Annotated in this window: 22 protein-coding genes, 1 tRNA gene and 1 riboswitch; of the genes, 20 read left to right on the top strand and 3 right to left on the bottom strand. The window is 68.4% G+C overall.

Going from position 1 to position 24,513, the window contains the following annotated elements; genetic code table 11:
* Positions 1-56: 56 nt before the first annotated feature.
* The 3 genes from OOB33_RS08680 to mutM all read right to left on the bottom strand — a co-directional run bounded on the left by OOB33_RS08680 (position 57) and on the right by mutM (position 5,028).
* Complete coding sequence (locus OOB33_RS08680) at positions 57-2,651, bottom strand: TonB-dependent receptor (protein WP_271008381.1); 2,595 nt, start codon at positions 2,649-2,651, stop codon at positions 57-59.
* Positions 2,652-3,145: 494 nt separating this feature from the next.
* Entirely contained in the window at positions 3,146-4,198 is a 1,053-nt protein-coding gene (gene mutY, locus OOB33_RS08675) for an A/G-specific adenine glycosylase (RefSeq protein ID WP_271008380.1), read from the bottom strand.
* Positions 4,195-5,028 carry a bifunctional DNA-formamidopyrimidine glycosylase/DNA-(apurinic or apyrimidinic site) lyase gene (gene mutM / locus OOB33_RS08670; RefSeq protein ID WP_271008379.1) on the bottom strand — a complete coding sequence of 278 codons (834 nt, stop codon included), beginning with the start codon at positions 5,026-5,028 and terminating at the stop codon, positions 4,195-4,197. Before mutM ends, mutY begins: the two co-directional genes overlap by 4 nt.
* Before the next feature lie 81 nt (positions 5,029-5,109).
* Here mutM and OOB33_RS08665 point away from each other — a divergent pair, with 81 nt between their 5' ends.
* The 20 genes from OOB33_RS08665 (at position 5,110) to OOB33_RS08570 (ending at position 24,512) form a co-directional block, all read left to right on the top strand.
* Positions 5,110-6,960 carry a tetratricopeptide repeat protein gene (locus tag OOB33_RS08665; RefSeq protein ID WP_271008378.1) on the top strand — a complete coding sequence of 617 codons (1,851 nt, stop codon included), beginning with the start codon at positions 5,110-5,112 and terminating at the stop codon, positions 6,958-6,960.
* A 5-nt stretch (positions 6,961-6,965) separates the two neighbouring features.
* Complete coding sequence (locus OOB33_RS08660) at positions 6,966-7,547, top strand: lipoprotein insertase outer membrane protein LolB (RefSeq protein WP_271010030.1); 582 nt, start codon at positions 6,966-6,968, stop codon at positions 7,545-7,547.
* A gap of 58 nt (positions 7,548-7,605) precedes the next feature.
* Entirely contained in the window at positions 7,606-8,613 is a 1,008-nt protein-coding gene (gene ispE / locus OOB33_RS08655; RefSeq protein WP_271008377.1) for a 4-(cytidine 5'-diphospho)-2-C-methyl-D-erythritol kinase, read from the top strand.
* Positions 8,614-8,656: 43 nt separating this feature from the next.
* Positions 8,657-8,733: transfer RNA gene (locus tag OOB33_RS08650), tRNA-Gln, on the top strand.
* Between the two features lie 70 nt (positions 8,734-8,803).
* Positions 8,804-9,766, top strand: coding sequence for a ribose-phosphate pyrophosphokinase (locus tag OOB33_RS08645; RefSeq protein WP_102767972.1), 963 nt, complete (start codon positions 8,804-8,806; stop codon positions 9,764-9,766).
* A 140-nt stretch (positions 9,767-9,906) separates the two neighbouring features.
* A complete protein-coding gene (locus OOB33_RS08640; protein WP_102767973.1) occupies positions 9,907-10,530 on the top strand; it encodes a 50S ribosomal protein L25/general stress protein Ctc in 624 nt (207 codons plus the stop codon).
* Between the two features lie 155 nt (positions 10,531-10,685).
* Entirely contained in the window at positions 10,686-11,360 is a 675-nt protein-coding gene (gene pth, locus OOB33_RS08635; RefSeq protein WP_271008376.1) for an aminoacyl-tRNA hydrolase, read from the top strand.
* Between the two features lie 4 nt (positions 11,361-11,364).
* Positions 11,365-11,913 (top strand): hypothetical protein, encoded by a 549-nt coding sequence (locus tag OOB33_RS08630; protein WP_271008375.1) that lies wholly within the window; start codon positions 11,365-11,367, stop codon positions 11,911-11,913.
* Positions 11,909-12,180: riboswitch (cobalamin riboswitch) on the top strand. It overlaps the preceding gene by 5 nt.
* Positions 12,181-12,282: 102 nt before the next feature.
* Positions 12,283-14,235 (top strand): TonB-dependent receptor plug domain-containing protein, encoded by a 1,953-nt coding sequence (locus tag OOB33_RS08625; RefSeq protein WP_271008374.1) that lies wholly within the window; start codon positions 12,283-12,285, stop codon positions 14,233-14,235.
* Between the two features lie 23 nt (positions 14,236-14,258).
* Positions 14,259-14,840 (top strand): bifunctional adenosylcobinamide kinase/adenosylcobinamide-phosphate guanylyltransferase, encoded by a 582-nt coding sequence (cobU, locus tag OOB33_RS08620; RefSeq protein WP_271008373.1) that lies wholly within the window; start codon positions 14,259-14,261, stop codon positions 14,838-14,840.
* On the top strand, positions 14,837-15,724 hold the full coding sequence (locus OOB33_RS08615; RefSeq protein WP_271008372.1) for an ABC transporter substrate-binding protein: 888 nt from the start codon (positions 14,837-14,839) through the stop codon (positions 15,722-15,724). The genes cobU and OOB33_RS08615 overlap by 4 nt, the downstream gene beginning before the upstream one ends.
* A 56-nt stretch (positions 15,725-15,780) precedes the next feature.
* The gene (locus tag OOB33_RS08610) at positions 15,781-16,773 is read left to right on the top strand and encodes a FecCD family ABC transporter permease (RefSeq protein WP_271010029.1); all 993 of its coding nucleotides are present in this window, start codon (positions 15,781-15,783) and stop codon (positions 16,771-16,773) included.
* A complete protein-coding gene (locus OOB33_RS08605; RefSeq protein ID WP_442952996.1) occupies positions 16,770-17,618 on the top strand; it encodes an ABC transporter ATP-binding protein in 849 nt (282 codons plus the stop codon). Before OOB33_RS08610 ends, OOB33_RS08605 begins: the two co-directional genes overlap by 4 nt.
* Positions 17,619-17,640: 22 nt before the next feature.
* A complete protein-coding gene (locus tag OOB33_RS08600) occupies positions 17,641-18,987 on the top strand; it encodes a cobyrinate a,c-diamide synthase (protein WP_271008371.1) in 1,347 nt (448 codons plus the stop codon).
* Complete coding sequence (gene bluB, locus OOB33_RS08595) at positions 18,984-19,646, top strand: 5,6-dimethylbenzimidazole synthase (protein ID WP_271010027.1); 663 nt, start codon at positions 18,984-18,986, stop codon at positions 19,644-19,646. The genes OOB33_RS08600 and bluB overlap by 4 nt, the downstream gene beginning before the upstream one ends.
* Before the next feature lie 2 nt (positions 19,647-19,648).
* Positions 19,649-20,218, top strand: a complete 570-nt coding sequence (gene cobO / locus OOB33_RS08590; protein WP_271008370.1) for a cob(I)yrinic acid a,c-diamide adenosyltransferase — start codon at positions 19,649-19,651, stop codon at positions 20,216-20,218.
* Positions 20,219-20,225: 7 nt separating this feature from the next.
* Positions 20,226-21,170 carry an adenosylcobinamide-phosphate synthase CbiB gene (gene cbiB, locus OOB33_RS08585; protein ID WP_271008369.1) on the top strand — a complete coding sequence of 315 codons (945 nt, stop codon included), beginning with the start codon at positions 20,226-20,228 and terminating at the stop codon, positions 21,168-21,170.
* A complete protein-coding gene (locus OOB33_RS08580; RefSeq protein ID WP_271008368.1) occupies positions 21,167-22,234 on the top strand; it encodes a pyridoxal phosphate-dependent aminotransferase in 1,068 nt (355 codons plus the stop codon). The genes cbiB and OOB33_RS08580 overlap by 4 nt, the downstream gene beginning before the upstream one ends.
* Complete coding sequence (locus OOB33_RS08575; RefSeq protein WP_271008367.1) at positions 22,231-23,724, top strand: cobyric acid synthase; 1,494 nt, start codon at positions 22,231-22,233, stop codon at positions 23,722-23,724. Before OOB33_RS08580 ends, OOB33_RS08575 begins: the two co-directional genes overlap by 4 nt.
* The gene (locus tag OOB33_RS08570) at positions 23,721-24,512 is read left to right on the top strand and encodes an ABC transporter substrate-binding protein (RefSeq protein ID WP_271008366.1); all 792 of its coding nucleotides are present in this window, start codon (positions 23,721-23,723) and stop codon (positions 24,510-24,512) included. The genes OOB33_RS08575 and OOB33_RS08570 overlap by 4 nt, the downstream gene beginning before the upstream one ends.
* Position 24,513 lies beyond the last annotated feature (1 nt).

The raw sequence follows: 24,513 nt of genomic DNA, 5'->3' as shown, positions 1-24,513 counted from the left end.
TCTCTCGCCATGAAAAAGCCCCGCATGCGGGGCTTTTGTCTTTGTGAAGCGGAAGCTCAGAAACGGTAGCTGGCCTTGAGGCTCAGGAAGCGGCCGCGCGGGTCGCCCTGGCTGTAGTCGTAGCTGCCGGTTGAGGCATCCCAGGGCAGCTTGGCATCGCTGAGGTTTTGCAGGGTCAGCGTGGCCTGCAGCTGGCGGCTGAGCTGCCAGTCCACATTCAGATCCACGGTGTTGATGGCGCGCACACGCTCGGCGATCTCGGGCCGCGGGCGGTAGGTTTGGGTGTAGCTGCCGACGCGGTTCCAGCTCAGGGTGCTGGTCCAGTCGCCCAGGCTCCACACAGCGCTGGTGCTGCTGCGCCAGGCCGGCAGGGAGCCGAACTCATTGCTGCCCGCGCCGTTGACGGCGGCCTCGCCTTCGGCCGGCGGCAGGGTGAACTGCAGCAGGCGGCTCAGCTGGGTCTTGAGCTTGAGGCGGCCGGCGCCGCCGAGCGCGAAGCTGCGGCTGGCCTCGATGTCGAAGCCCGAGACGCGGCGCGTGCCCTGGTTCTTGAACTGGCGGGTCAGCGAGACGATGCGACCCTGCTCGTCGCGCAGCACGCGGCCGGGCAGGCGCGCCTCGTTGGCGATGATGAAGTCGGCCGTCTCGGTGTCGATCAAGTCCTTCTGGCGGATGTTGAAGTAGTCGACGCTGATCTGGCTTTGTGCATCGGGCGAAAGCACCACACCGAAGTTGAAGTTATTGGCCCGCTCGGGCTTCAGGTTCGGGTTGGCGGCGGTCAGGTTGGTGACGCCGCGGGCCACGGTGGGCGAGATCGGATCACGCGGGTCGATCACCGAGCCGTAGCTGACGCCCGTGCTCTGCGTGATCTCGGGCAGCGAGGGCGCACGGAAGCCTTGCGAGACATTGGCCCGCAGCACCAGGCTGTCCAGCGGCTGGTAGCGCAGGCTGGCCTTGGGCGAGACGGCGGAGCCGAAATCGCTGTAACGGTCAGCGCGGGCGGCCAGGTTCAGGCTCAGGCTCTTGAGCAGGGGCACATTGAATTCCGCAAAGGCCGCGCCTACCGTGCGGCCGCCCTGGATGATGTTGATGGCCGGTCGCAGCTCGGTGCCGCTGAGCACCTGCTCCGAGGTGCGCGAATCCATGGTCTCGCGGCGCAGCTGCACACCCAGCGCAAAGCCCAGGGGGCCGGCCGGCAGGCGGGTCAGCTCGGTCGAGGCGCTGGCGTCCAGGGCGATCAGCTCGGCACTGGCCGGGCGCAGGGTGGAGATGCGCAGGGCCTGGCGCTGGGCCTCGCTGTTCAGGCTCTGATCGGCAAAGTTGTAGCTGCCGGCCTTGAGCGCGCGCTCGAATTCATAGCGGTTGCCAAAGTTCTGCACCGTCTCGCGCAGGCGGCTGCTGGACTGGGTGAAGGAGGCCTCCCAATCCCAGGCGCCGGTGGTGCCGCGGGCGCCGGTCAGCACACGCTGGAACTGCACGGCGTCTTGCTTGAAGCGGGAGCCCAGGTCGAACAGGGTGGCATTCAGCACGGCCGAGCCGCTGGCCGGGTAGTTGGGGTGGTTCTTGGGCAGGGCGACCGAGATGGTGTCCAGCGATTGGGTCTTGTCGTTCCAGGCGCGCAGGCTGCTGGAGACGGACAGGGGCGCGCCGAAGATCAGATCGGCCCGCGAGCTGCCCAGCAGCAGCTCGGCATAGGCCTCGACATCTTCCGTCAGGCGCCAGGTCGCACGGGCCGAGCCGTGGTAGCGCTCGGCGCCGGGGATCAAGGTCTTGTAGGCCGCCGGGTTGTAGGCCAGCACGGTGCCGGTCTTGCCGGGGCTCAGGTCGCCGTAGTTGATCAGCTGCAGCGGGCCTTGCACGCCGCCGAGCTTGTTGGTGGGATCGCTGCCGAGGTAGTTGGTCGCCACCCAGGCCAGGGTGCCGCCGGGCTCGCCGCGGAAATCGTTGTCGCGCAGCCAGGCGACTTGGCTCTGGTCCAGGCGGTCGCGCTTGAGTGCGTCGAAGCTCAGCGTCAGGTTGAAACCTTCGCGCGCCAGATCGCCGAAGCCATGGCGCAGCTCGAAGCTGCGCTCGCTCTGGCCCGTGCCCTCGGTCGAACGGCCCAGGCCCACGCGGGCCTCGGTGCCCTGGAAGTCGTCGTAGAGCACGATATTGACCACGCCGGCGATGGCGTCCGAGCCGTAGATGGACGAGGCGCCGTCCTTGAGCACATCGATGCGGCGCACGGCGGCCAGAGGCAGGCTGTTCAGGTCGGTGAACACATCCTGCATGTTCTGCGCCGTGGCATAGGGCGCCACGCGCCGGCCGTTGACCAGCACCAGGGTGTTCTGCTGGCCCAGGCCACGCAGGGACAGGCCGGCCGTGCCGGCGGAGAAGCTGCCGGTGAACTGCTCGTTGAAGCTGTTGCCGCTGTTGGCGGCGATCAGGCGCAGCACCTCGGGCAGGCTGGTCTTGCCGCTGGCCTTGATGTCGGCCGCGCTCAGCACCTGCACCGGGTTGGCGCCCTCGCGCTTGAGGCTGACGATGTTGGAGCCGGTGACGGTGACGCGTTCCAGGCGCTTGGCGCCCTCGGGCTCGGTGGTTTGCGAATGGGCGGTCGGCAGAAAGACCGCGGCCAGGGCGGCGGCCAGGACAGAAGGCTTCAGAGACATGATGGGTGACGGCGAAAGGATGGAAACGAGGTGAAACCTGCGCAGCAAAAGGAGGCAAGGCGAAGCCAAGCCAGCGACAGCGCCGATCGGTCGCTGCGCGGGGCACACGGAGAAAACGGGCGTCGTGAAGCCTCCTGCATGGGCTGCCGGCGGGCAGCTGCAGAGCTTCAAACGGAGGGGGGTTGTGAGGCGGGCGGAGGGCGCCGCGGCTGCAGCCGTCGCGTCGACGGTCAGCGCAGCTCGGCCCCGCCGCCGCGGTCGGCCATCAACACATTCGGCCGATGGGGGCGAGGGCTGGACCCGGGAGGGTCATCAAATCAACAAACTGCAAGGCGAGGGATGGCATCGCGGGGGCTCTTGTTCAACTGCACGCTCTTGTTGGCGCCCCTGAAATTTAGTGGAAACCCTTACTTCACCCAAACAATAAAAACTTGTTTGCTTATGCATACCGCTTAGATACCACCTCGCGGATCGCTGGCGGCGAGCCTCAGCGCTCAGCCCAGCAGCTTCTTCAGCGGCGCCGGCAGGCCGTAGCTGGCCAGCGCCTCGCGCGCCACCCATTGCCCTTGCTGGCCGGCACGCTGCGCGGCCTCGGCACCCAGCACCGCGCGACGCGGGTGCAGCACCCAGTCCAGATGGGTCAGCGCATGCTCGATGCGCGGCAGCACATCGGGCGTGGCGCCCAGGCTTTGCGCATGCGATTGCAGCTGCGCCTCGTCCTCGAACAAAGGCAGGCTCCAGAGCCCGGCCCAGACGCCGGTGTCCGGCCGCTGCTGCAGCAAGACCTGACCCTCATGTTCCAGCCACAGCCACCAGTTCTCGCGCCGGCTGCGCTTGAGCTTGCGAGTCTTGATTGGAAACTGGGTGGGCTCGCCGGTCTTGCGCCCGGCGCACAAGGTCTCGGCCGGGCAGATCAGGCATTGCGGCGAGCGCGGCGTGCAGACCGTGGCGCCCAGATCCATCAGCCCCTGCGTGTAGGCCTCGATGCCCTCCGCCGGCAGCAAGGCCTGGGCATGCTGCCAGAGCAGCTTTTCCTGCGCGCTGCTGGCCAGGTCGCCTTGGAAGGCCAGCAGGCGGCCGAGCACGCGCTTGACATTGCCGTCCAGAATGGCGATGCGCTCACCGAAGCAAAAAGCCGCAATCGCCGCGGCGGTGGAACGCCCGATGCCGGGCAGCTCCTGCAGCTCGGCCGCGGTCGGCGGGAAACTCCCGTCGGGCCGGGCGGCCACGGCGCGCGCGCAAGCATGGAGGTTGCGCGCGCGGCTGTAGTAACCGAGGCCGGCCCAGAGCGAGAGCACCTCATCCAGCGAGGCGGCACCGAGATCGGCCACAGTCGGGAAGCGCTCGAGAAAGCGCTGGTAATAGCCCAGCACCGTCGTTACCTGGGTCTGCTGCAACATGATCTCGGACAGCCAGACGCGGTAAGGGTCGCGCGTCTTCTGCCAGGGCAGCTCGTGCCGGCCGTGTCGCTTTTGCCAGGCCACCAGGCGCTCGCCAAACTCCAGCGGCAGCACGGTCGCATCGCCGGCTGCGGTCTTCTTCGTCATCTCTTTTGGCATTGGGGACAGAAAAACGTGGAGCGGGCGCCCTGGACGATGCGGCGAATCGGCGTGCCGCAGACGCGGCAGGGCTGGCCTTCACGGCCGTAGACCTGGGCCTGCATCTGGAAGCTGCCGGCCACGCCGTGCGCATCCTTGAAATCCCGCAAGGTGCTGCCGCCGGCCTCCAGCGCCTGCGCCAGCACCGCACGCACGGCGGTGGCCAGGCGCGCCGCGCGCGGGCGGCTCACTTTGCAGGCCGCCAGGCGCGGGTCGATGCCGGCCAGGAACAGAGCCTCGCAGGCGTAGATATTGCCGGCGCCGACGACAATGTCGCCAGCCAGCAAGGCCTGCTTGACCGCCACGCGCCGTCCGCTCAGACCGGCATGCAGATGGGGGCCGTCGAAGCGGGCGTCGAAAGGCTCCAGCCCCAGGCCGGCCAACAGCTTGGCGGCCGGGTCGGCCTCCAGGCCCGGCGACCAAACAACGGCGCCGAAGCGGCGCGGGTCATTCAGGCGCAGCAGGCCGCGGTCGGTTTGCAAATCAAAGTGGTCGTGCGCGCCGGCCGGCGCTGAGGCATCGGCGCTGAAGCCCAGGCTGCCCGACATGCCCAGGTGCAGCAGCAAGCCACCCGCAGGGGCGAGCGGCGAACTCAGCGGCAACCACAAATATTTACCTCGCCGCGTGGTGGCGCCCACGCGGGCACCAACCAGGCGCTGCGGCTCCAGGCCCAAGGGCCAGCGCAGCGGCTTGCCCAGGCGAACCGACTGCACCGTGGCGCCGCAAATGGCATCGGCAAAGCTGCGGCGGGTGACTTCGACTTCGGGGAGCTCGGGCATGGCGGCGATCATATCGGTGCAGAATGGCCGCAGCCCGCGTGTGCCTAGCCCGGGCTTTGTGATCACGCAGGAGCTTGTTGCATGCCCGAATTCGTCCGCCGCCGCCCCCAATTGAACGCCAGCCTGCTGGTGCTGCTGGCGGCCGGCCTGCTTCACGGCCTGGCAGGCGCCGCCAGTGCGCCGTCCCGTGCGCCCGAAACCCCGGCCGCGCCCAAAAGCGACGCTGCAACTGCTGCCACCATCCACAACTCCGAACTCGACGCGCCGCTGTTCTACCAGTTGCTGGTCGGCGAGCTGGAACTCAGCACCGGGCAGACCGGCGTGGCCTACCAAGTGCTGCTGGACGCCGCCCGCCGCACCAAGGACGAAGAGCTGTTCAAGCGCGTGGTCAACATCGCCCTGCAGGCTCGTGCTGGTGACCAGGCCCTGAGCGCCGCACGCGCCTGGCGCGAGAGCCTGCCGACCTCACTGGCGGCGCAGCAGATGACCATCCAACTGCTGGCCCTGCTGAACCGCCCGGCCGAGGTGGTGGAGCCGCTGCGCGCCCTGCTGGCCCTGAACCCACCCGAGCTGCGTGGCGCGGTGCTGGCCGGCCTGCCCCGCCTGTTCCAGCGCGCGCCCGAGCCCAAAAAGGTCTTGAGCGCGCTCGAGCCCCTGCTGCACAACGCCAGCCAGGCCAAGGAAACCCGCGTGGCCGCCCAGGTAGTGTTGGCGCGCCTGGCCCTTTCGGCTGGTGACAGCAAGCGGGCCCTGGAGCTGACGCAGTCGCTGAACCAGCAATTCCCGGAGGGCGATGACGCCATGCAGCTGGCCCTGGAGCTGATGCCCAACGAGCCGGCGGCCGAGGCCTTGATCCAAGCGCGGCTGCAGGCCTCGCCCGATGACACCAAGCTGCGCCTGGCCTACGGCCGCGCCCTGGCCCGCGCACAGAAGCCGTCGGACGCAGCGCGCGAGTTCCGCGCAGTCACGCTGAAGGACCCCGAGCAACTGAGCGCCTGGTTCGCCCTGGGCACGCTGGAGCTGGAGCTGCGCCAGGCCGAAGCGGCCGACCATGCCTTGCGCGAGTACCTGCGCCGCCTGGACCTCGCCGCCGCGAAAGAGGCCAAGGAACCCGGAGGCGCAGCCAAGGAGACGAGCGACAACAGCCAGGCCGAGTTCAACCAGGAGGCCCGCCAGCAATCCTGGTTGATGCTGGCCCAGGCGGCCGAGCTGCGCGGCGACCTCAAGGGCGCCGAAGCATGGTTGATCAAGGTGGACAGCCCACAGCGCCGCTTTGAGGCCCAGTACCGCCGCGCCTCGCTGATCGCCCGACAGGGGCGCATGGCTGAGGCACGCAAGCTGCTGCAAGGCCTGCCCGAAAACACCCCCGATGCGCTGCGCGCCAAGGTCATGGCCGAATCGCAGCTGCTGCGCGACCAGCGTGAATGGAAGCAGGCCTACGAGCTGCTGGCCCGCGCCACCGAGCGCCTGCCCGAGGACGCCGATCTGGTCTACGAGCAATCGATGATGGCCGAAAAGCTGGGCCAGCTTGACGAGATGGAAGTCCTGCTCAAGCGCGTAATCGCCATCAAGCCCGATCACCACCACGCCTACAACGCCCTGGGCTACTCGCTGGCCGATCGCAACATTCGCCTCGACGAAGCACGCGGCCTGATCGCCAAGGCCCTGAGCTTCGTGCCCTCCGAGCCCTTCATCCTGGACAGCATGGGCTGGGTGGAGTTCCGCCTGGGCAACAAGGAAGAAGCGCAGCGCCTGCTGCGGCTGGCATTCGAGGCGCGCCCCGATGCCGAGATCGCGGCCCACCTGGGCGAGGTGCTCTGGGCCAGCGACAAGGTCGAGGAAGCGCGCCGCGTCTGGGCCGAAGGCCTGAAACGCGACCCCAAAAACGAAGCGCTGCTGGACACGCTCAAGCGCCTCAAGGTCAAACCGTGACCTGGATGACACGCGCCCTGCCCGGCCGGCGTGCCGGCATGGCTGGGGTTCTGATGCTGGCCCTGCTGCCAGTCTTGAGCGGCTGCGCCAGCCTGGCGCCACAGGCGCCGCCGGCCGCTGTTGCGAATGCCCCCGACGCCATCCACCTAACCGGCCGCTTGAGCGTGCAGGTGACAGGCGTCAGCGGCCGACCGAGTGGCGGCAATGTCAGCTTCGACCTCAGCGGCGGCCCGACCGCAGGCCAACTGGAGCTGAGCACGCCGCTGGGCGCCCTGGTCGCCCGCGCGCGCTGGGGCGGCGGCGAAGTGAGCCTGCAAACCCCCGAAGGCGAGCGCCGCTTTGAAGATCTCGACGCCCTGACCCGCGAGATGCTGGGTGAGATCATCCCCTTGGCCGCCCTGTTCGACTGGCTGCGCGGCCAGCCCTGGCCACAGGCCGCGCACGAGCCCCTGCCGGCGCCGCAAAGCGGCTTCGAGCAACTGGGCTGGCGCCTGGATCTGGCGCGCCGCGCCGATGGCCTCATCATCGCCAGCCGCAACGGCGAGCCCAGCGTGACCCTGCGTGCACGACTGGATGCATCGAACTGATCGCATCAAGATCCGCACCACCCCGATTTCCCTCCCGCGCCGGCCCCGGCCTTTTCCCATGCAAGCGATTTACGACGTCCCCGCCCCCGCCAAGCTCAATCTCTTCTTGCACGTGGTGGGCAAGCGGCCCGATGGCTATCACCTGCTGCAGTCCATCTTTGCCCTGATCGATTGGGCCGACACCCTGCATTTCGAGCGCCGCAGCGATGGCCGCCTGCAGCGCCACGACCAGGGCGACGCCCTGCCCGAGGACGACTTGTGCTTGCGGGCTGCGCGCGCACTGCAGCAGCAAAGCGGCTGCACGCTGGGCGCTGACATTCACATCGAGAAGCGCTTGCCCGCGGGCGCCGGCATGGGCGGCGGATCCTCCGATGCCGCCTCCACCCTGCTCGCGCTGAACCGCCTCTGGGGCCTGAACTGGCCGCTCTCGCGCCTGCTGCCGCTGGGTTTGAGCCTGGGTGCGGATGTGCCGTTTTTCCTTGGCGGCAGCCACGCTTTCGTCGAAGGCATCGGCGAAATCCTGCATCCGATCGAGCTGCCCGAAATGACGTTTGCCGTCGTGAAACCGGCCGCCAGCATCCCCACGCAGAAAATATTTTCGAGCCCCCTCTTGGCAAGGTCGAATTCTGTGGCTATAGTAGCGGGCTTTCCTGCACACAACAGCAGCGACGACAAAACGAGCAGCGACAGCCGCTCGGCCGAGTCAGAAGATGCTGGCGCCGTGACAAGCGCAGTGAGCCTGGATGCTGAAGGAGTCGAGAAATTCTTGAATGGCTTCGGTCGCAATGACCTGCAAAAGCCGGCCGAGGATTTCTGCCCTGAGGTGGTTCAGGCACTCGAACTGCTGGAATCGCGATTCGGCAACAGCCGGATGACGGGTTCAGGCAGTGCGGTTTTTGCAAGAGTTGATGCTGCAACGCTCGACACTTTCAATAAGCCTGAGGGCGGGAAAAACGGGATTGACTACCGTGAAAAAAATCAGCTGATTTCGGGTTTGCCCACTCACTGGTCTGGTAGAATTTGCCGCAGTCTGAATCGCCACCCCTTGCAGGGTTGGGCTGAGTAAAGACACAAGTTATAGGGTGCTGCAGCTCTGCAGTGTCCTGTGTAGGGGAGTCGCCAAGTTGGTTAAGGCATCGGATTTTGATTCCGACATGCGAAGGTTCGAATCCTTCTTCCCCTGCCAAATTTCTTTCTCTTGAATACCCACCCGGACACGCTGGCTGGCCACGGGTCCTTGACCCAAAGGATGGCCCGTGCTGCTCAATACCGTCCTCTTCACCGGTAACGCCAATCCGGTTCTCTCCCAAGAAATCGCCACCCACCTGGGCCTCGAGCTTGGCAAGGCCGTGGTCGGTCGTTTCTCTGACGGCGAAGTCACCGTCGAGATCCAGCAAAACGTCCGCGCCCGCGATGTGTTCGTCATTCAGCCCACCTGCGCGCCGACGAACGAGAACCTGATGGAACTGCTGATCATGGTCGATGCCCTGAAGCGCGCCAGCGCTCGCCGCATCACCGCCGTGATCCCCTACTTCGGTTACGCACGCCAGGATCGCCGCCCCCGTTCGACCCGCGTGCCGATCTCGGCCAAGGTCGTGGCCAATCTGCTGGAAACCGTCGGTGTCGAGCGCGTCCTGACCATGGACCTGCACGCCGACCAGATCCAAGGTTTCTTCGACATCCCGGTCGACAACATCTACGCCTCGCCGGTGCTGCTGTCGGACCTGAAGGCCCGCAACTATTCCAATCTGGTGGTGGTCAGCCCCGACGTTGGCGGTGTGGTGCGTGCACGCGCCCTGGCCAAGCAGCTGGGCTGCGATCTGGCCATCATCGACAAGCGCCGTCCGGCTGCCAATGTCTCGGAAGTGATGCACGTCATCGGCGAAATCGACGGCCGCAACTGCGTGATCATGGACGACATGATCGACACCGCCGGCACCCTGGTAAAGGCCGCTGAAGTGTTGAAGGACCGCGGCGCCAAGAGCGTGTTCGCGTATTGCACCCACCCGATTCTGTCGGGCCCCGCCATCGAGCGCATTTCCAAGTCGCACCTGGACGAAGTCGTCATCAGCAACACCATCCCGCTGAACGATGCAGCCAAGGCCTGCGGCAAGATCCGCCAGCTGTCGGTCGCCTTCCTGTTCGCCGAAACCATCCGCCGCATTTCGGACGGTGAGTCGGTCACCTCGCTGTTCAGCGAGCAGAACAACAACTTCTAAGTTCTTCGGGCGACGCGGTGCAAGCTGCGGCGCCCGAATCACATGCAGTCGCCGTACGGACTGCATTTCACTGAGCAGCCTGGTCGCGGGCGCTCAACACCATGGACACCGCATGCGGTGTTCAGCCATTTGGAGTCACTATGAAATTCACCGCTTTTGATCGCAAGCTGCAGGGGACCGGAGCGAGCCGCCGCCTGCGCATTGCTGGTCGCGTTCCTGGCATCGTTTTCGGCGCTGGCGAACCCGCCAACATCGAACTGGACCACAACGCCCTGTTCCATGCCCTGAAGAAGGAAGCCTTCCACAGCACCATCCTCGAGATGGAACTGAACGGCGTGGTCACACAAGTTCTGCTGCGCGACTTCCAGCTGCACCCCTACAAGCCGCAAGTCCTGCACGCTGACTTCCAGCGCGTGGACGGCACCACCAAGATCACCAAGAAGGTGCCGCTGCACTTCATCGGCGAAGAAAACTCGCCGGCCGTGAAGACCGACAGCTGCACGGTCAACCACGTGATCACCGAGCTGCAAATCACCTGCCTGGCCCAGCAACTGCCCGCTTTCATCGAAGTGGACCTGAGCGGCCTGACCAAGGGTCACTCGGTGCACGTGAACGACCTGAAGATCCCCGCTGGCATCAAGGTTGTGACCCACGGCAAGCCGAACCCCGTGGTTGCCACCCCGGTGGAGCCCGTGGTCGAAGTGGTGGTGGCTGCTGCCGCTCCCGCCGACGACGGCAAGGGCAAGAAGAAGGGCAAGAAGTAATCCTTCTTCCCCACGGCTTCATGCCTCACGAAAAGGCCCTGCACTGCAGGGCCTTTTTCTTGCCCGCTCGGCGGCGCTCAGCGCCCGCCCATCTGCAAGCCCCGCCCCGTTCGCCCCTTTCTCTCGGCCACGGTGGCCACCGATAATCTCCGCCCATGATTCGACTGTTTGTTGGCCTCGGCAACCCCGGGGCGGAATATGAAGACACGCGCCACAACGCCGGTTTCTGGTGGGTGGATCAGCTGGCGCGCAAGCTGGGTGCCACGCTGCAGGCCGAACGCAACTATTACGGCCTGTGCGCGCGCGTCAACAACGCGCCCGGCTGCGACGGGCCGATCTGGCTGCTGCAGCCCATGACGTACATGAACCTCTCAGGCAAATCGGTGGCGGCGCTGGCGCGCTTCTTCAAGATTGCGCCGGAGGAGATCCTGGCCATCCATGACGAGCTGGACCTCCTGCCTGGTGAGATGAAGTTCAAGCAAGGCGGCGGCAACGGAGGCCACAACGGCTTGAAGGACATGCAGGCCCAGCTCGGCTCGGCCAATTTCTGGCGCCTGCGCCTGGGCATCGGCCACCCCGGCCACAAGGGTGAAGTGGCCGCCTATGTGCTGCGCAAGCCGCCCCTGTCGGAGCGCGAGGCGGTGCAGGATTGCATCGACAAATCCCTGGCCACCGTCGAGCTGATGCTGGCGGGCCAGATGGACAAGGCCCTGGCCAAGATCCACGCCAAGCCGCCGCGGCCCAAACCGCCCAAGCCGGCAGCCCTGGCCGCCAAGCCCGAAGGCAGCCCCGGTCAGCCCACCACCCCAGCCGCCCCCACCGAAAGCTGAGCCCATGCACCACCGCACCCTGCCCCGCCCCGTCCTGGTTTTGAATGGCGCGGCCTGGGCTGCGGTGCTGGCCGTGCCCCTGCTGGGTCTACCCCCTGCCGCACAAGCCCAGACGGAGACGCGCAGCGCCCAGGTCTACCGCTGCGGACCACAGGGCCGCGATCTGCGCGACTCGCCCTGCCCCGAAGGCAGCGCGCAAGCGCCCAAGACCATCGCCTTTGACCAGCCGAGCGACGCCGACCGGCGCGCCGCCCAAGCCCTGGCCAGAGACGATGCGCGTCGCGCCCGCGAGATGGAAGCTCGTCGCCTGAAAGAAGAATCGGAAGCGCTGCGTCGAGCGCCCGGCTCGGTGGCCATCCATGGCCGCGGCCTGCCTGCCTCGGCGCCTGCGCAGACCCAGCCCGCGCAAGCCGCTCATCCCAAACCGCCCAAAGCACCCAAGGCGCCCAAACCCTTGAAGCCCCTGACGCCGGCAGACACGAAAGCAAAAGCGCCGCCTGCGCCCGCATCCATCGGCGCCCAGCCCGGCCGGGCCGCCTCGGCCGCAAGCTAGAATCCAGCCCGTTGGTGCTCGTGCAGGCATTGCGTCTTGCACAGTTAAACGGGAATCAGGAAGGCGCGCTGCCACGCTCGCAAGCAAGCCCAACCTGAGCTGTCCCCGCAACGGTAAGTGAACGAAGCCCTGGCCGCACGCCTCATCGCGACAGCCGCCAGCGCGCTTCAAGCGCTGTCCTCGGTCCACTGAAACCCCCGGGTTTTGGGAAGGACACAGCTGCTGAGGTTCACCAGCCCGGATACCGGCCAACAACGTGGTGCGCCGCGTCCCCTGCCCTTCTACGGGCGGGTGCTGCAGCACATCGTTCCACAGGCGCTCAGCGGGTGAGCTGGTGCCTGGCAGTTCTGCTTGCTGTTTCTTTTGCTCATGACCTCTTCCGTCCGGCCCTTGGCCCGCACTCAGGCGCGCGCGTTCCTGCCCGCCGCACCTTCGTCCTTTGCTGTTCGCGCCCAAGCCTTGCCCTTCACCTTGGCCCTGCTTGCCATGGCCATTCAGGGCCAGGCCCAGGCACAGGGTCCTGGCCCCAACAAGCTCGATTCGGTGGTGGTCACCGCCACCCGCTCGCCCATTCGCTTGAGCGAAGTCCTGACCGACCTGACCGTGCTGACCCGTGCCGACATCGAGCGCCAAGCCTTTGGCGGCTTGGCCGATCTGCTGCGCAACAGCGGCTGCGTGGAGATGGTCCGCAACGGCGGCCCCGGCACCACGACATCGCTCTTCCTGCGTGGCGCTGACACCCGCCACACGGTGGTTCTGGTGGACGGCGTGCGTGTCGATTCGCAAGCCAGCGGCGGCACGGCCTGGCAAGGCATCCCGCTGTCGCAAATCGAACGCGTGGAAGTGCTCAAAGGCCCAGCCAGCGCCATCTACGGCTCCGACGCAGTCGGCGGCGTGGTGCAGATCTTCACCCGCAAGGGCGGCCCGCGCCTGCAGGCCGAGCTGGGCGCCGGTCTGGGCAATCTGGGCACTCGCAAGCTCGACGCCGGCCTCACCGGCAGCTCGGGCCTGCTGGACTTCGCCCTCAGCGCCGCGGCCGAGCGCAGTGACGGCTTCAACAGCACCATCGACTCGCCCAGCAGCTTCAGCTACATCGCCGACCGTGATGGCTGGAAGAACCACAACCTCAAGGGCCGAATCGGCCTGCAGCTGAACACGGCCCACCGGCTTGAGGCCCTCGCTCTGAGCAGCCACTCCGATGCCCAATACGATGGATCGAAAAGTTCGCCAGACAATGACGACCACAGCATCCAGGACACCCGCGTGGCCCAGCTGAGCTGGAGTGCGCAATGGTTGCCGGCGCTGCAGACCCAGCTGAGCCTGGCTGAATCGACCGAGAAGTACGAGACCCAACCCTCGGTATACCTGACCGAAACCCAGCTGCGCAATATCAGCCTCAATGGCAGCTACCAGATCGCCAAAGGCCAGCAACTCAACTTCATCCTGGAGCGCCGCGAGGACCGCCTGGAGAACCCGAACCTGCTGAGCGACAACAAGATCGACAAGCGCCGCCAGCATGGGCTGGCCCTGGGCTGGCTGTGGAACCAGGATGCGCTGAGCCTGCAAGTGCACGGCCGCCATGACGATGACAGCCAGTTCGGCGGCGTCAACACCGGCACGGTCGCGGCCGGCTATGTGCTCGCTTCGGGCCTGCGCCTGGTCAGCTCCGTCGGCACGGCCTTCCGTGCACCGACCCTGTTTCAGCGCGCCAGCGAATACAGCCCCGATCTGAGCAAGCCCGGCGTCAAGCCGCTGGACCCTGAGCGCGGCCGCAACCTCGAGTTCGGCCTGAAGTACAACACCGAGCACAGCGAGTTTTCGCTCACGGCCTACCGCAACCGCATCCGCGACCTGATCATCTACGGAGCGCCAGGCAGCTGCGTCAACAAGCGTGGCTGCTATCAAAACGTCGCCTCGGCCCGCTTGCAAGGTCTGAGCCTGCAAGGCAGCACCGAGATCGCCGGCATCCGCCTCTCCAGCACCCTGGACCTGCAGGCCCCCAAGAACATGAGCAATGGCAAGCTTCTGGCCCGCCGTGCGCGCGTGTACGGCACCCTGCGTGCCGACACCACGGTGGCGAACTGGAAGCTGGGTGCGGCCGTGCAGAGCTCGGGCCAACGTTATGACGACGCGGCCAACAGCAAGCCCCTGGCGGGCTATGCTCTGCTCAACCTCGACGCCCAGTACAGCCTGACGCGCGAGCTGCGCCTGCAGCTGAATCTGGACAATGCCTTCAACCGCAGCTACCAGACAGCAGGCGGCTATGCCCAGGCACCGCGCACGGTCTTCGTCGGCCTGCGCTACAGCCCCGCCTCGCTGTAAATCTGACGCAGGCAAAAGCGACCATGGCGGCTGATCAGCTTCAGAGGCACCAGCTCATCGTCGGCGGCCAGCGCAGCGGCAAGAGCCGCCATGCCGAGCGCCTGGCCCTGCGCTGGCTGAAGGCCTCGCCGGCGCATGAGGTCTGCATGCTGGCCACGGCCCAGGCCTGGGACGCGGAGATGCGCCAGCGCATTGCCCGCCACCAGGCCGACCGCCCGCCCGGCTTTGCCACGGTGGAGGTGCCGCTGTCGCTCACCCGCGCCCTGCGCGCGCAAAGCGCGCCGGGCCGGCTGCTGCTGGTGGACTGCCTGACCCTGTGGCTGACCAACTGGCTGATGCCCATGGACGGCCGGCCCGACCGCGCGGGCTGGGAGGCCGAGCGCAGCGCGCTGCTGGCCTGCCTGCCCGAGCTGGCCTCGCCCGTGCTCTTCGTGTCCAACGAGGTGGGCTGGGGCATCTCGCCGCTGGGGCGCGAGGTGCGCGACTTTGTCGATGAACTGGGCCGGCTCAACCAGGCGGTGGCCAGCCGCTGTCAAGACCTGACCCTGATGGTGGCCGGCCAGGCCTGGACCCGGCCGGTGCATGTGGAGACCGATCTGCCATGAAGCCTCGCATTCTCTTTTTCTGCGCCTTCCTGACCGCCCTGCTGATCGGCCCGGTCCAGGCCCAGGCGCCCGCCAAAGTCGAAATCAAGGACGACCTCGGCCACAGCACGCAGTGGAGCCGGCCGCCGCAGCGCATCGTCACCCTGCTGCCCTCGCTGACCGAGACCGTCTGCGCCCTGGGGGCCTGCGAGCGCCTAGTCGGCGTGGACCGCTATTCCAACCACCCCGAGTCGGTGGGCAAGCTGCCCAAGCTCGGCGGCCTGGATGACACCCAGGTCGAGACCATCGTGTCGCTGCGGCCCGATGTGGTGCTGCTGGCGCCGTCGTCTCGCGTGACCGACCGGCTGCGCAGCCTGGGCCTGACCGTGGTGACGCTGGAGGCCAAGTCTTACGCCGATGTGCAGCGCGTGCTCGACAAGATCGGCACCTTGTTGCAGGTGCGCGATGCCCAGGCCGTCTGGCGCCGCATCGAGGCCCTGGTCGGCGCCGCCGCGCAGAGCATCCCGCCGCAGGCACGCGGCGCCCTGGTCTACTACGAAGTCGATCGCTCGCCCTATGCCGCCGGCCCCGTGTCCTTCATGGGAGAGACCATGGCCCGCCTGGGCCTGAAGAACATCATCACGCCCGAGATGGGCCCCTTTCCCAAGATCAGCCCCGAGTATGTGGTGCGCGCGGCACCGCAGCTGATCATGATCGGCAAGCGCAATGCCGATGGCCTGGCGGACCGCCCCGGCTGGTCGCGCATTCCCGCGATCCGAGACCAGCGCGTCTGCGTCTTCGACGCCAAGCAAAGCGATGTGCTGGCCCGCCCCGGCCCACGCATGGGCGAGGCAGCGCAGATCATGGCGCAATGCCTGCGCGAGCAGTACGGCAGCAAGCCATGAGCGCCCCGTCCACCACGCCCGTGTCGCCGCCAGCCGCGTCGCTCCCGGCCGCGCCGATGTCCTGGCGGGCCTGGCCCCTGCTGGCCGGCCTGCTGCTGGCCAGCGTCCTGGCCCTGGCTGTGGGCGTGGCCGTGGGCAGCACCGGCTTGACCCTGGACTGGCGCGGTGAGGATGCCATGCAGGCGCAGATCCTCTGGGATATCCGCCTGCCCCGCTCGGCCGGTGCCTGGTTGGCTGGCGCCCTGCTGGGCCTGGCTGGCGCCATCACCCAAGGCCTGTTCCGCAACCCCCTGGCCGACCCCTATCTGCTGGGCAGCGCCGCCGGCGCACGGCTGGGCGTGGCGCTGAGCCTTTCGCTGCTGGGCACCACACCGGCCGGCATGCAGTGGCTGGAACGCCTGGGCCTGACCGGCGTGGCCTTTCTGGGCACGCTGATGGGCGTCAGCCTGACCCTGGCCATGGCGCGCGGCGTCGAGCAGACGCTGCGCCTGCTGCTGGCCGGCGTGGTGGTCGGTGTGGTGTTGGGCGCCGTCACCGATCTGGTCACCCTGGCCGACCCCGACATCCTGCGCACCATGCAGGCCTTTGTGCTGGGCACGACCAGCTTTCTCGGCTGGCCCAGCATCGTGCTGATGGGCTGTGTGCTGCTGCTCAGCCTGGCCGTGGCGCTGGGCGCCAGCGAAGCCCTGGATGCGCTGACCCTGGGCGAGGCCACCGCCGAATCGCTGGGCGTGCGCTTGGGCCTGGTGCGGGTGCTGCTGATTGGCGCCTTCGCCCTGGCCACCGGCACCGCCGTGGCCCAGACCGGCATGATTGCCTTCGTCGGCCTGGTAGCCCCGCATCTGGTGCGCAACCTCTGCCACGGCTCACACCGCCAGCTGCTGCTGCTCTCGGCTTGCGCCGGCGGCCTGCTGCTGCTGGCGGCCGACATCCTCGCGCGCTGGCTGATGGCGCCGCAAGAGCTGCCGGTGGGCGTGATCACCGCCATCCTGGGCGGCGGCTATCTGCTGCGCCTGATGCACAAGCGCAAATACGGAGGCCGCGCATGATGAGCACGACCCACGCAACAGCGCTGAGCTGCAAAGACCTCAGCGCCAGCTTGCAAGGCCAGCCGGTGCTGCACCGGCTCTCGCTGGAGCTGCCGGCCGGGCAATGGACGGCCATCGTCGGCCCGAATGGCGCCGGCAAATCGACCCTGTTGCGCGCCCTGGCCGGGCTGATCCCCAGCCTGGGCAGCATCGAGCTGCTCGGCCGCCCCCTGACCGAGTGGCCGCGCAAGGCGCGCGCCCGCGAGCTGGCCTGGCTGGGCCAGAACGAAAGCAGCGGCGACGAGCTGAGCGCCAAGGACGTGGTGATGCTGGGCCGCCTGCCCCATCGCGCCTGGCTGGCGCCGCCGAGCAGCGCCGACCAGGCCGCAGTGCAGCAGGCCATGCTGCAGACCCAGTGCTGGGACTGGCGCCAGCGCCCGCTGGGCCAGCTCTCGGGCGGCGAGCGCCAGCGCGTGCTGCTGGCACGCGCCCTGGCCGTGCAGGCCCAGGTCCTGCTGATGGACGAACCCCTGGCCCATCTGGACCCGCCCCACCAGGCCGACTGGCTGCAGCTGGTGCGCGGCCTGGCCCGGGCCGGCGTGGCCGTGGTCAGCGTGCTGCATGAACTGAACATGGCCTTGCAGGCCGACGGACTGGTCATCATGCAAGCCGGCCGCGTGCTCTGCCACGGCCGCCCCGGCGAGGCCGACAGCCACCGCGCCCTGCAGCAGGTGTTTGACGAGCGCCTGCACCTGCTCGAGGTGCAGGGCCAGTGGCTGGCCTTGCCCCTGGCGCCCGCGACAGCGCCGGCGCCCAGCCCGGCAGCCTTCAGCAATGTCGTGCCTCTCAAACAAAAAGCCGATTGATGCTTTCCCTTTCGCCTGACTCATGCCGCTGAACCCCGACACCACCACCCTCTGCCCCGCCGTGCTGATCAGCGCGCCCTCCTCGGGCTCGGGCAAGACCAGCGTCACCGCGGCCATCGCCCGCTGGCACAGGCGCCAGGGCCAGCGTGTGCGCGTGTTCAAGACCGGGCCGGACTACCTCGACCCCATGGTGCTGGAGCGCGCCAGCGGCCACCCGGTGTATCAGCTCGACCTGTTCATGGGCGGCCTGGCGCATTGCCGTGCCCTGCTGGCCCAGGCTGCCGCTGAAGCGGACCTGATCCTGGTCGAGGGCGTGATGGGCTTGTTCGACGGCGATCCCAGCAGCGCCGATCTGGCGGCAGCCTTCGGCCTGCCGGTGCTGGCCGTGATCGATGCCTCGGCCATGGCCCAAACCTTTGCCGCCCTGGCCACCGGCTTGCAGCGCTACCGCAGCGACATCACGCTTTGCGGCGTGGTGGCCAACCGCGTGGGCAGCCCCGGTCATGGCCAGATGGTGGCCCAAGGCCTGCCGGCCGAGCTGCCCCTGGCCGCCGCCCTGCTGCGCAAGCCTGAGCTGAGCCTGCCCGAGCGCCACCTGGGCCTGGTTCAGGCCATGGAGCTGCCCGAGCTGGACAGCCAGCTGGACGCCTGGGCCGATGCCTGGGGCGAGGCGCTGAGGCCCGAGTTCGAATGGCCGAGGGTGCGCTTCGATCTGCAAGAGCCGCTGTGGCCGGCGAACGAGGTGCCGCCGCAGGCCCTGGCCGGCCGGCGCATCGCCGTGGCCCAGGACGCCTGCTTCTCCTTCATCTACCCGGCCAATCTCGATTGCCTGCGCGCGCTCGGCGCCGAGGTGATCTGCTTCTCGCCGCTGCAGGGTCAGGTCTTGCCCGACTGCGATGCGCTCTGGCTGCCCGGCGGCTACCCCGAGCTGCATGCGCCGGCCCTGGCCGCCCACCCGAGCTTCTTCGCCTCGCTGCGCCAGCACCTGGCGCAGGCCAAGCCCCTGCTGGCCGAATGTGGCGGCATGCTCTGCCTGCTCGACAGCCTGGCCGATGCCGAGGGCCAGATCCACCCCATGGCCGGCCTGATGCCCGGCCAGGCGCGCATGCAGAAACGCCTGGCCGCGCTCGGCCTGCAAGCGCTGGACTGGCCCGAAGGCCCGCTGCGCGGCCACAGCTTTCACCACTCGACCATGGAGACGCCGCTGGCGCCCAGCGCCATCGCCAGCAACCCTAATGCGAAGACCGGCAGCCGCGCGGCTGAGGCGCTCTACCTCCAGGGCTCGCTGCGGGCCAGCTATGTGCACCATTACTTCGCCTCCAACCCGGTGGCCGTGGCGCGTTTCTTCTCGGCGGGTGCTTGCCGGTGATCCACTGCGCCCAGCACCAGTTCAGCACGGCGGAACGTGACACCGTCTACGCCAACATCGCCCTGCGCCGCGACATCCGCCACTTCGCTCCCGGCGGACAGGTGAGCGATGAACAGCTGCAGCGCATGCTGAACGCCGCGCATCAAGCACCTTCGGTGGGCCTGATGCAGCCCTGGCGCTTCATGCGCATCCGCCAGCCCGCGCTGCGCAGGCAGATCCAGGCCCTGGTGGAGGCCGAGCGCCAGCGCACGGCCGCCGCGCTGGACGCCCGCGCGGCGGAGTTTCTGCGCCTCAAGGTTGAGGGCCTTGGCGACTGCGCCGAGCTGCTGCTGGTGAGCCTCGCGCCCGAGGACGGCACGGTGTTTGGCCGCCGCAGCATGCCGCGCGAGATGGCGCTGTGCTCGGCCGCCTGCGCGGTGCAAAACCTCTGGTTGGCCGCGCGCGCCGAAAACCTGGGCCTGGGCTGGGTCTCGATGTTCGAGCCCGAGGCCCTGGCCGCGCTGCTGCAGCTGCCGCAGGGCGCGATGCCCCTGGGCCTACTCTGCCTGGGCCCGGTGGCCCATTTTTACGAACGCCCCATGCTCGAGCAGCTGGGCTGGCGCGAGGCCCGCCCGCTGGCCGAGATGCTGATGGACGAACCCTCTCTGGAATTGAACTGACCATGGAAATCGAAAAGCCCCCCGTCGACCGCGAACGCATCATCCCCACGGCCGAGCGCCGCGGCCTGATCCTGGTCCACACCGGCGACGGCAAGGGCAAGAGCACGGCCGCCTTCGGCCTGGCCCTGCGCGCCCATGGCCGCGGCAAGGCGGTCAAGATCTACCAGTTCATGAAAGTGCCCAGCGCCCGCTTTGGCGAGCACCGCCTGTTCGAGCAGCTCGGTGTGCCCATCGAAGGCCTGGGCGATGGCTTCAGCTGGAAAAGCAAGGACCTGGAGCACAGCGCCCAGCTGGCCCGCGATGGCTGGGCTCGCGCCGCAGCCACCATCGCCGCCGGCGAGCATTTCCTGGTGGTGCTGGACGAGATCATGTACCCGCTGCGCTACGGCTGGCTGCCGCTCGAGCCGGTGCTGCAAGCCCTGCGCGAACGGCCGGCCCATGTCCATGTGGTGCTGACCGGACGTAACGCGCCAGACGAGCTGATAGCACTGGCCGACACCGTGACCGAGATGACGCTGATCAAGCACCACTTCAAGGCGGGTGTGCCAGCGCAGCGCGGCATAGAAGATTGAGCAGCCCATGAACATGGCCTGGCTGCTGCCGCTGGCGTTTGCCTTCGCCCTGGCGATCGATCGCCTCTGCGGCGAGCCGCCGCTGTGGGCGCATCCGGTGGTGGCCATGGGCAAGTATCTGGGCCTGTTCACGGAAGCGCTGGCGCGGCAGCAGGCTGGCCTGGCGTTTGTCGGCGGCGCCTTGGCCTGGTGCTTGGGCGCCGGGCTCTGCATCGGCCTGGCCATGCTGCTGGAAACGCAGCTGATCCTGCAGACACAGGCCTGGCTGGGTGGGCCGCGCCTGTTGCTGTGTGCGGCCCTGCTAGGGCTCTTGCTCAAGCCCTTGCTGGCGTGGCGCATGTTGCGCGAAGAGGTGGCGGCCGTCGAGATGGCTCTGGCCGAATCGCTGCCGGTCGGGCGGGCTCGGCTGGCGCGACTGGTCAGCCGCGACACCACGCACTTGAGCGAGGCCGAGGTGCGCGAGGCCGCGCTGGAAACCCTGGCCGAGAACCTCAATGACTCGGTGGTGGCACCCCTGTTCTGGGCCATGATTGCCGGCCTGCCCGGCGCAGCGCTCTACCGCTTTGCCAACACGGCCGATGCCATGTGGGGCTACCGCGACCGGCGCGAATGGTCGGGCAAATGGGCGGCGCGCGCCGACGACGCCCTGTCCTGGATTCCCGCCCGCGTGACGGCCCTGGGCCTGCTGCTCGGCCGGCCCAAGCTGTGGCTGGCCCTATTCAGTCAGGCGCGCCGCACGCCCTCACCCAACAGCGGTTGGCCCATGGCCGCCCTGGCCCTGCGCCTGGGCCTGAGCCTGGGCAAGCCCGGGGTCTACCGCCTCAATGAAGCAGGGCGCGCGCCGCAGCTCGGTGATTTGGTGCCGGCCCTGGGCCTGGCGCGCTGGAGCCTCCTCCTCAACGCAGGCCTGCTGGCACTTGGCGCGGCCTGGCTGCGTGGCGGCTTGTCATGAGCGCCGCGCTCCCTTTCATCCCCGAGCATGGTGGCGCCGACAGCGGTCCCACACCGCGCCATGATTTCTCCAGCAATGCCAGCCCCCTGGGCCCGCCGCCGGCGCTCTGGCAGGCGGTGCTGGATGCCGACCGCAGCCGCTACCCCGACCCGCAGTACCGAGCCCTGCGCCAGCGCCTGGCTGCGGCGCACGGCCTGGAGGATTGCGCGCGTGTGCTGCCGGCCTCGGGCGGGGCCGAGGCGATCCGGCGCATGAGCCTGGCGGCCCTGCGCGCCGGCCTGCGCCATGTTTGGCTGCCCAGCCCCGGCTTTGCCGACTACGAGGCCGCAGCCCTGGCCCTGGGTCTGCAGGTGCACCGTTATGCATCGAGCCAGGATTTGGTACAGGGCCTGGGCCGGCAAGAGGACGGCTTGCCCTGCGCCGCACCGGCCCTGGTCTGGGTCTGCGACCCGTGCAACCCGACAGGCGCAAGCTTCAGCCTCGACGAGTGGATGGTGCTGGACCTGGCCTTGCAGGACAGCGCCTCCTTCCTGGCCGTGGACCAGGCGTACGAGCCCTTGCGCCTGGACGGCGCCTGCGCCCTGCCCGCCGACTTGGCCGAGCGCGCCTGGCGCCTGGTCTGCCCCAACAAGGCCCTGGGGATGACGGGCGTGCGCGCGGCCTATCTACTGGCACCCGCGGCCTGCCCGCTTCAAGCCCTGGCCCTGCAGCTGGCGCCCAGCTGGGTGCTGGCCAGCGAGGGCTGCGCCCTGCTGCAGGCGTGGTGTCGGCCAGAGACCGAGCGCTATCTGAGCCAGGTCAGGGCCCAGCTGCGCGAATGGCGGCAGGATCAGCGCGCACTGCTGGCCGAGCTGGGCTGGCAGCAAAGTGAGGCGAGCTGCAGCAATTTCTGGCTGACCCGGCCCACGAAGGACAGCGACAGCCTGCTGCGCGCGCTGCGCCAGCGCGGCATCAAGTTGCGCGATGCCCGCAGCTTCGGCCTGCCGGGCTGGCTGCGCGTCTCGACCCAGCCGCCCAGCGCTCAGGCCGCCCTGTACCAAGCGATCAAGGACCTCCCGCAATGACGCAAAAGAAACAACCGGCCGCCAAGGCCGTGATGGTGCTGGGCACCACCAGCGGCGCGGGCAAGAGCTGGCTGGCCACGGCGCTGTGCCGCTACTACGCCCGGCAAGGCCTCAAGGTCGCGCCCTACAAAGCGCAGAACATGAGCAACAACGCCCGGGTGGTGCCCGGCCTGAACGGGCGGCTGGGCGAGATCGGCAGTGCGCAGTACTTCCAGGCCCTGGCCGCGCGGCGCACGCCCGAAGTGCGCATGAACCCGGTGCTGCTCAAGCCCGAGGCGGACACGAAATCCCAGGTCATCGTGCTCGGCGAGGTGGACCCGGTGCTGACCGAGTGGCCCTGGCGCGAGCGCAGCGAGCAGCTCTGGCTGCGCGCCCGGCCGCCCCTGCATGAACTGATGGCCGAGAACGATGTGGTGGTGATCGAGGGCGCAGGCTCGCCGGCCGAGATCAATCTGCACAGCAGCGACTACGTGAACATGCGCACCGCGCTGGAGGCGCGCGCCGCCTGCCTGCTGGTGACCGACATCGACCGCGGCGGCGCCTTTGCCCACCTCTACGGCACCCACCAGCTGCTGCCCGCTCATGAAAGCGCGCTGATCCGCGGCTTTGTGCTGAACCGTTTCCGTGGTGATGCCCGCCTGCTGGCCCCAGGGCCGGAACAGCTGCAGGCGCTGACCGGCGTGCCCACGATGGCGGTGCTGCCCATGTGGCGCGGCCACGGCCTGCCCGAGGAAGACGGGGTCTACGACGACCGACCCACCGGCAGCGGCCAGGCGCGCCTGCGCATCGCCGTCATCGCCTACCCGCGCCTGTCCAATCTCGATGAGTTCCAGCCCCTGCGCAGCCTGCCCGGCGTGCGCCTGAACTGGGCGCGAAGTCCGGCCGAGCTCGAGGGCGCGGACTGGATCATCCTGCCCGGCTCCAAGGCGGTGGCGGCCGATCTGGCCTGGCTGCGGGCCCAGGGCCTGGACCTGCCCATCGCCCAGCATGCCGCCGCCGGCCGGCCGGTGCTGGGCATTTGCGGCGGCCTGCAGATGCTGGGCGAAAGCCTGCTCGACCCGCATGGCCTGGACGGCAATGCGCCGGGCCTGGGCCTGCTGCCCCTGGTCACCCAGTTCGAACGGGACAAGCTTTTGCGCCCCTGCGATCTGCACTTTGCCGAGCTGGAAGGGCCATGGGCTGCACTCAGCGGCGTGGCCGCCGGCGGCTACGAGATCCACCACGGCCGCACCGTCCAGCACCCCAGCCTGTCGCCGGCCCAGGTGGCCTTGCGCAACGAGGCGGGCGAGGCCATCGGCTGGCGCGAGGGCTCGGTGCTGGGCCTCTACGCCCACGGCCTGTTCGAGCAGGACACGGTGCTGCGCGCCCTCTTCGGCCAGAGCCTGCCCGGCCTGGACGCGGTCTTCGACGGCCTGGCCGACTACATCGAACAGCATTTCGAGCCCGGCGCCCTGATGGGCCTGCTCCAGGACCCGAGCGCCAAGCCATGAGCCGCCCCGAACGCATCGCCTGCCTGTCCACTGAAGCCGTGGACACGCTCTACCGCCTGGGTGCGCAAGCGCGCATTGCCGGCATCTCGGGCTACACCGTCTACCCGCCCGAGGCTCGCCACGAGAAGCCCAAGATCAGCGGCTTCACGACCATGAAGCTGGAGAAGATCCAGGCCGTTCAGCCGGATCTGGTGATCGGCTTTTCGGACTTGCAAAAGCCGCTGCTGGCCGAATGCGAGGCCGCCGGCCTGGCCACGCTCTGCTTCGACCACCGCGATCTGGCCGGCATCCATGCCATGGTGCGCACCCTCGGCGCCCTGGTCGGCCACGAGGCCCAGGCCGAGCAGCTCTGCGCCCAGCTGCAGGCCACGCAGGACGAGATCGCCGCCATCGGCCGCCAGCTGCCGCGCCGGCCGCGCGTCTGCTTCGAGGAATGGGACGAGCCGCTGATCATGGGCATAGGCTGGGTCAGCGAGATCATCGCGCTGGCCGGCGGCGAGGATGTGTTTGCCGACCGCGCCCGCGCCAGCCTGGCGCGCGAGCGCATCGTCAGCCCCGAGGAGGTGCTGGCGCGCCGGCCCGAGCTGATCCTGGGCAGCTGGTGCGGCAAGCGCTTCGTGCCCGAGCGGGTGCTGGCCCGGCCCGGCTTTGCTGAGCTGGGCGCACGCCTGATCGAGATCAAATCGGCCGACATCCTGGCCCCCGGCCCCACGGCCATCGAGCGCGGCGCCCGCCAGGTGCAGGCCGCCTTGCAATCCCTGTTTCAAGATTCCACGGAGAACCCATGAC

The sequence above is a fragment of the Paucibacter sp. B51 genome, assembly GCF_027863535.1.
GTDB lineage: Bacteria > Pseudomonadota > Gammaproteobacteria > Burkholderiales > Burkholderiaceae_C > Paucibacter_A > Paucibacter_A aquatilis.
The sequence above is the reverse complement of the archived record's forward strand: the minus strand, read 5'-3'. Positions and strand labels throughout refer to the sequence as shown.

Bases quoted from the DNA above. Each gene is read 5' to 3' on its own strand.
- OOB33_RS08580 (WP_271008368.1), top strand. From the start codon at position 21,167: ATGAGCGCCGCGCTCCCTTTCATCCCCGAGCATGGTGGCGCCGACAGC.
- OOB33_RS08640 (WP_102767973.1), top strand. From the start codon at position 9,907: ATGAAATTCACCGCTTTTGATCGCAAGCTGCAGGGGACCGGAGCGAGC.
- mutM (WP_271008379.1), bottom strand. From the start codon at position 5,028: ATGCCCGAGCTCCCCGAAGTCGAAGTCACCCGCCGCAGCTTTGCCGAT.
- cobO (WP_271008370.1), top strand. From the start codon at position 19,649: ATGGAAATCGAAAAGCCCCCCGTCGACCGCGAACGCATCATCCCCACG.
- OOB33_RS08615 (WP_271008372.1), top strand. From the start codon at position 14,837: ATGAAGCCTCGCATTCTCTTTTTCTGCGCCTTCCTGACCGCCCTGCTG.
- OOB33_RS08605 (WP_442952996.1), top strand. From the start codon at position 16,770: ATGATGAGCACGACCCACGCAACAGCGCTGAGCTGCAAAGACCTCAGC.
- OOB33_RS08665 (WP_271008378.1), top strand. From the start codon at position 5,110: ATGCCCGAATTCGTCCGCCGCCGCCCCCAATTGAACGCCAGCCTGCTG.
- pth (WP_271008376.1), top strand. From the start codon at position 10,686: ATGATTCGACTGTTTGTTGGCCTCGGCAACCCCGGGGCGGAATATGAA.
- cbiB (WP_271008369.1), top strand. From the start codon at position 20,226: ATGAACATGGCCTGGCTGCTGCCGCTGGCGTTTGCCTTCGCCCTGGCG.
- OOB33_RS08600 (WP_271008371.1), top strand. From the start codon at position 17,641: ATGCCGCTGAACCCCGACACCACCACCCTCTGCCCCGCCGTGCTGATC.
- OOB33_RS08680 (WP_271008381.1), bottom strand. From the start codon at position 2,651: ATGTCTCTGAAGCCTTCTGTCCTGGCCGCCGCCCTGGCCGCGGTCTTT.
- OOB33_RS08630 (WP_271008375.1), top strand. From the start codon at position 11,365: ATGCACCACCGCACCCTGCCCCGCCCCGTCCTGGTTTTGAATGGCGCG.
- cobU (WP_271008373.1), top strand. From the start codon at position 14,259: ATGGCGGCTGATCAGCTTCAGAGGCACCAGCTCATCGTCGGCGGCCAG.
- OOB33_RS08570 (WP_271008366.1), top strand. From the start codon at position 23,721: ATGAGCCGCCCCGAACGCATCGCCTGCCTGTCCACTGAAGCCGTGGAC.
- ispE (WP_271008377.1), top strand. From the start codon at position 7,606: ATGCAAGCGATTTACGACGTCCCCGCCCCCGCCAAGCTCAATCTCTTC.
- OOB33_RS08660 (WP_271010030.1), top strand. From the start codon at position 6,966: ATGACACGCGCCCTGCCCGGCCGGCGTGCCGGCATGGCTGGGGTTCTG.
- OOB33_RS08575 (WP_271008367.1), top strand. From the start codon at position 22,231: ATGACGCAAAAGAAACAACCGGCCGCCAAGGCCGTGATGGTGCTGGGC.
- OOB33_RS08610 (WP_271010029.1), top strand. From the start codon at position 15,781: ATGTCCTGGCGGGCCTGGCCCCTGCTGGCCGGCCTGCTGCTGGCCAGC.
- OOB33_RS08625 (WP_271008374.1), top strand. From the start codon at position 12,283: ATGACCTCTTCCGTCCGGCCCTTGGCCCGCACTCAGGCGCGCGCGTTC.
- mutY (WP_271008380.1), bottom strand. From the start codon at position 4,198: ATGACGAAGAAGACCGCAGCCGGCGATGCGACCGTGCTGCCGCTGGAG.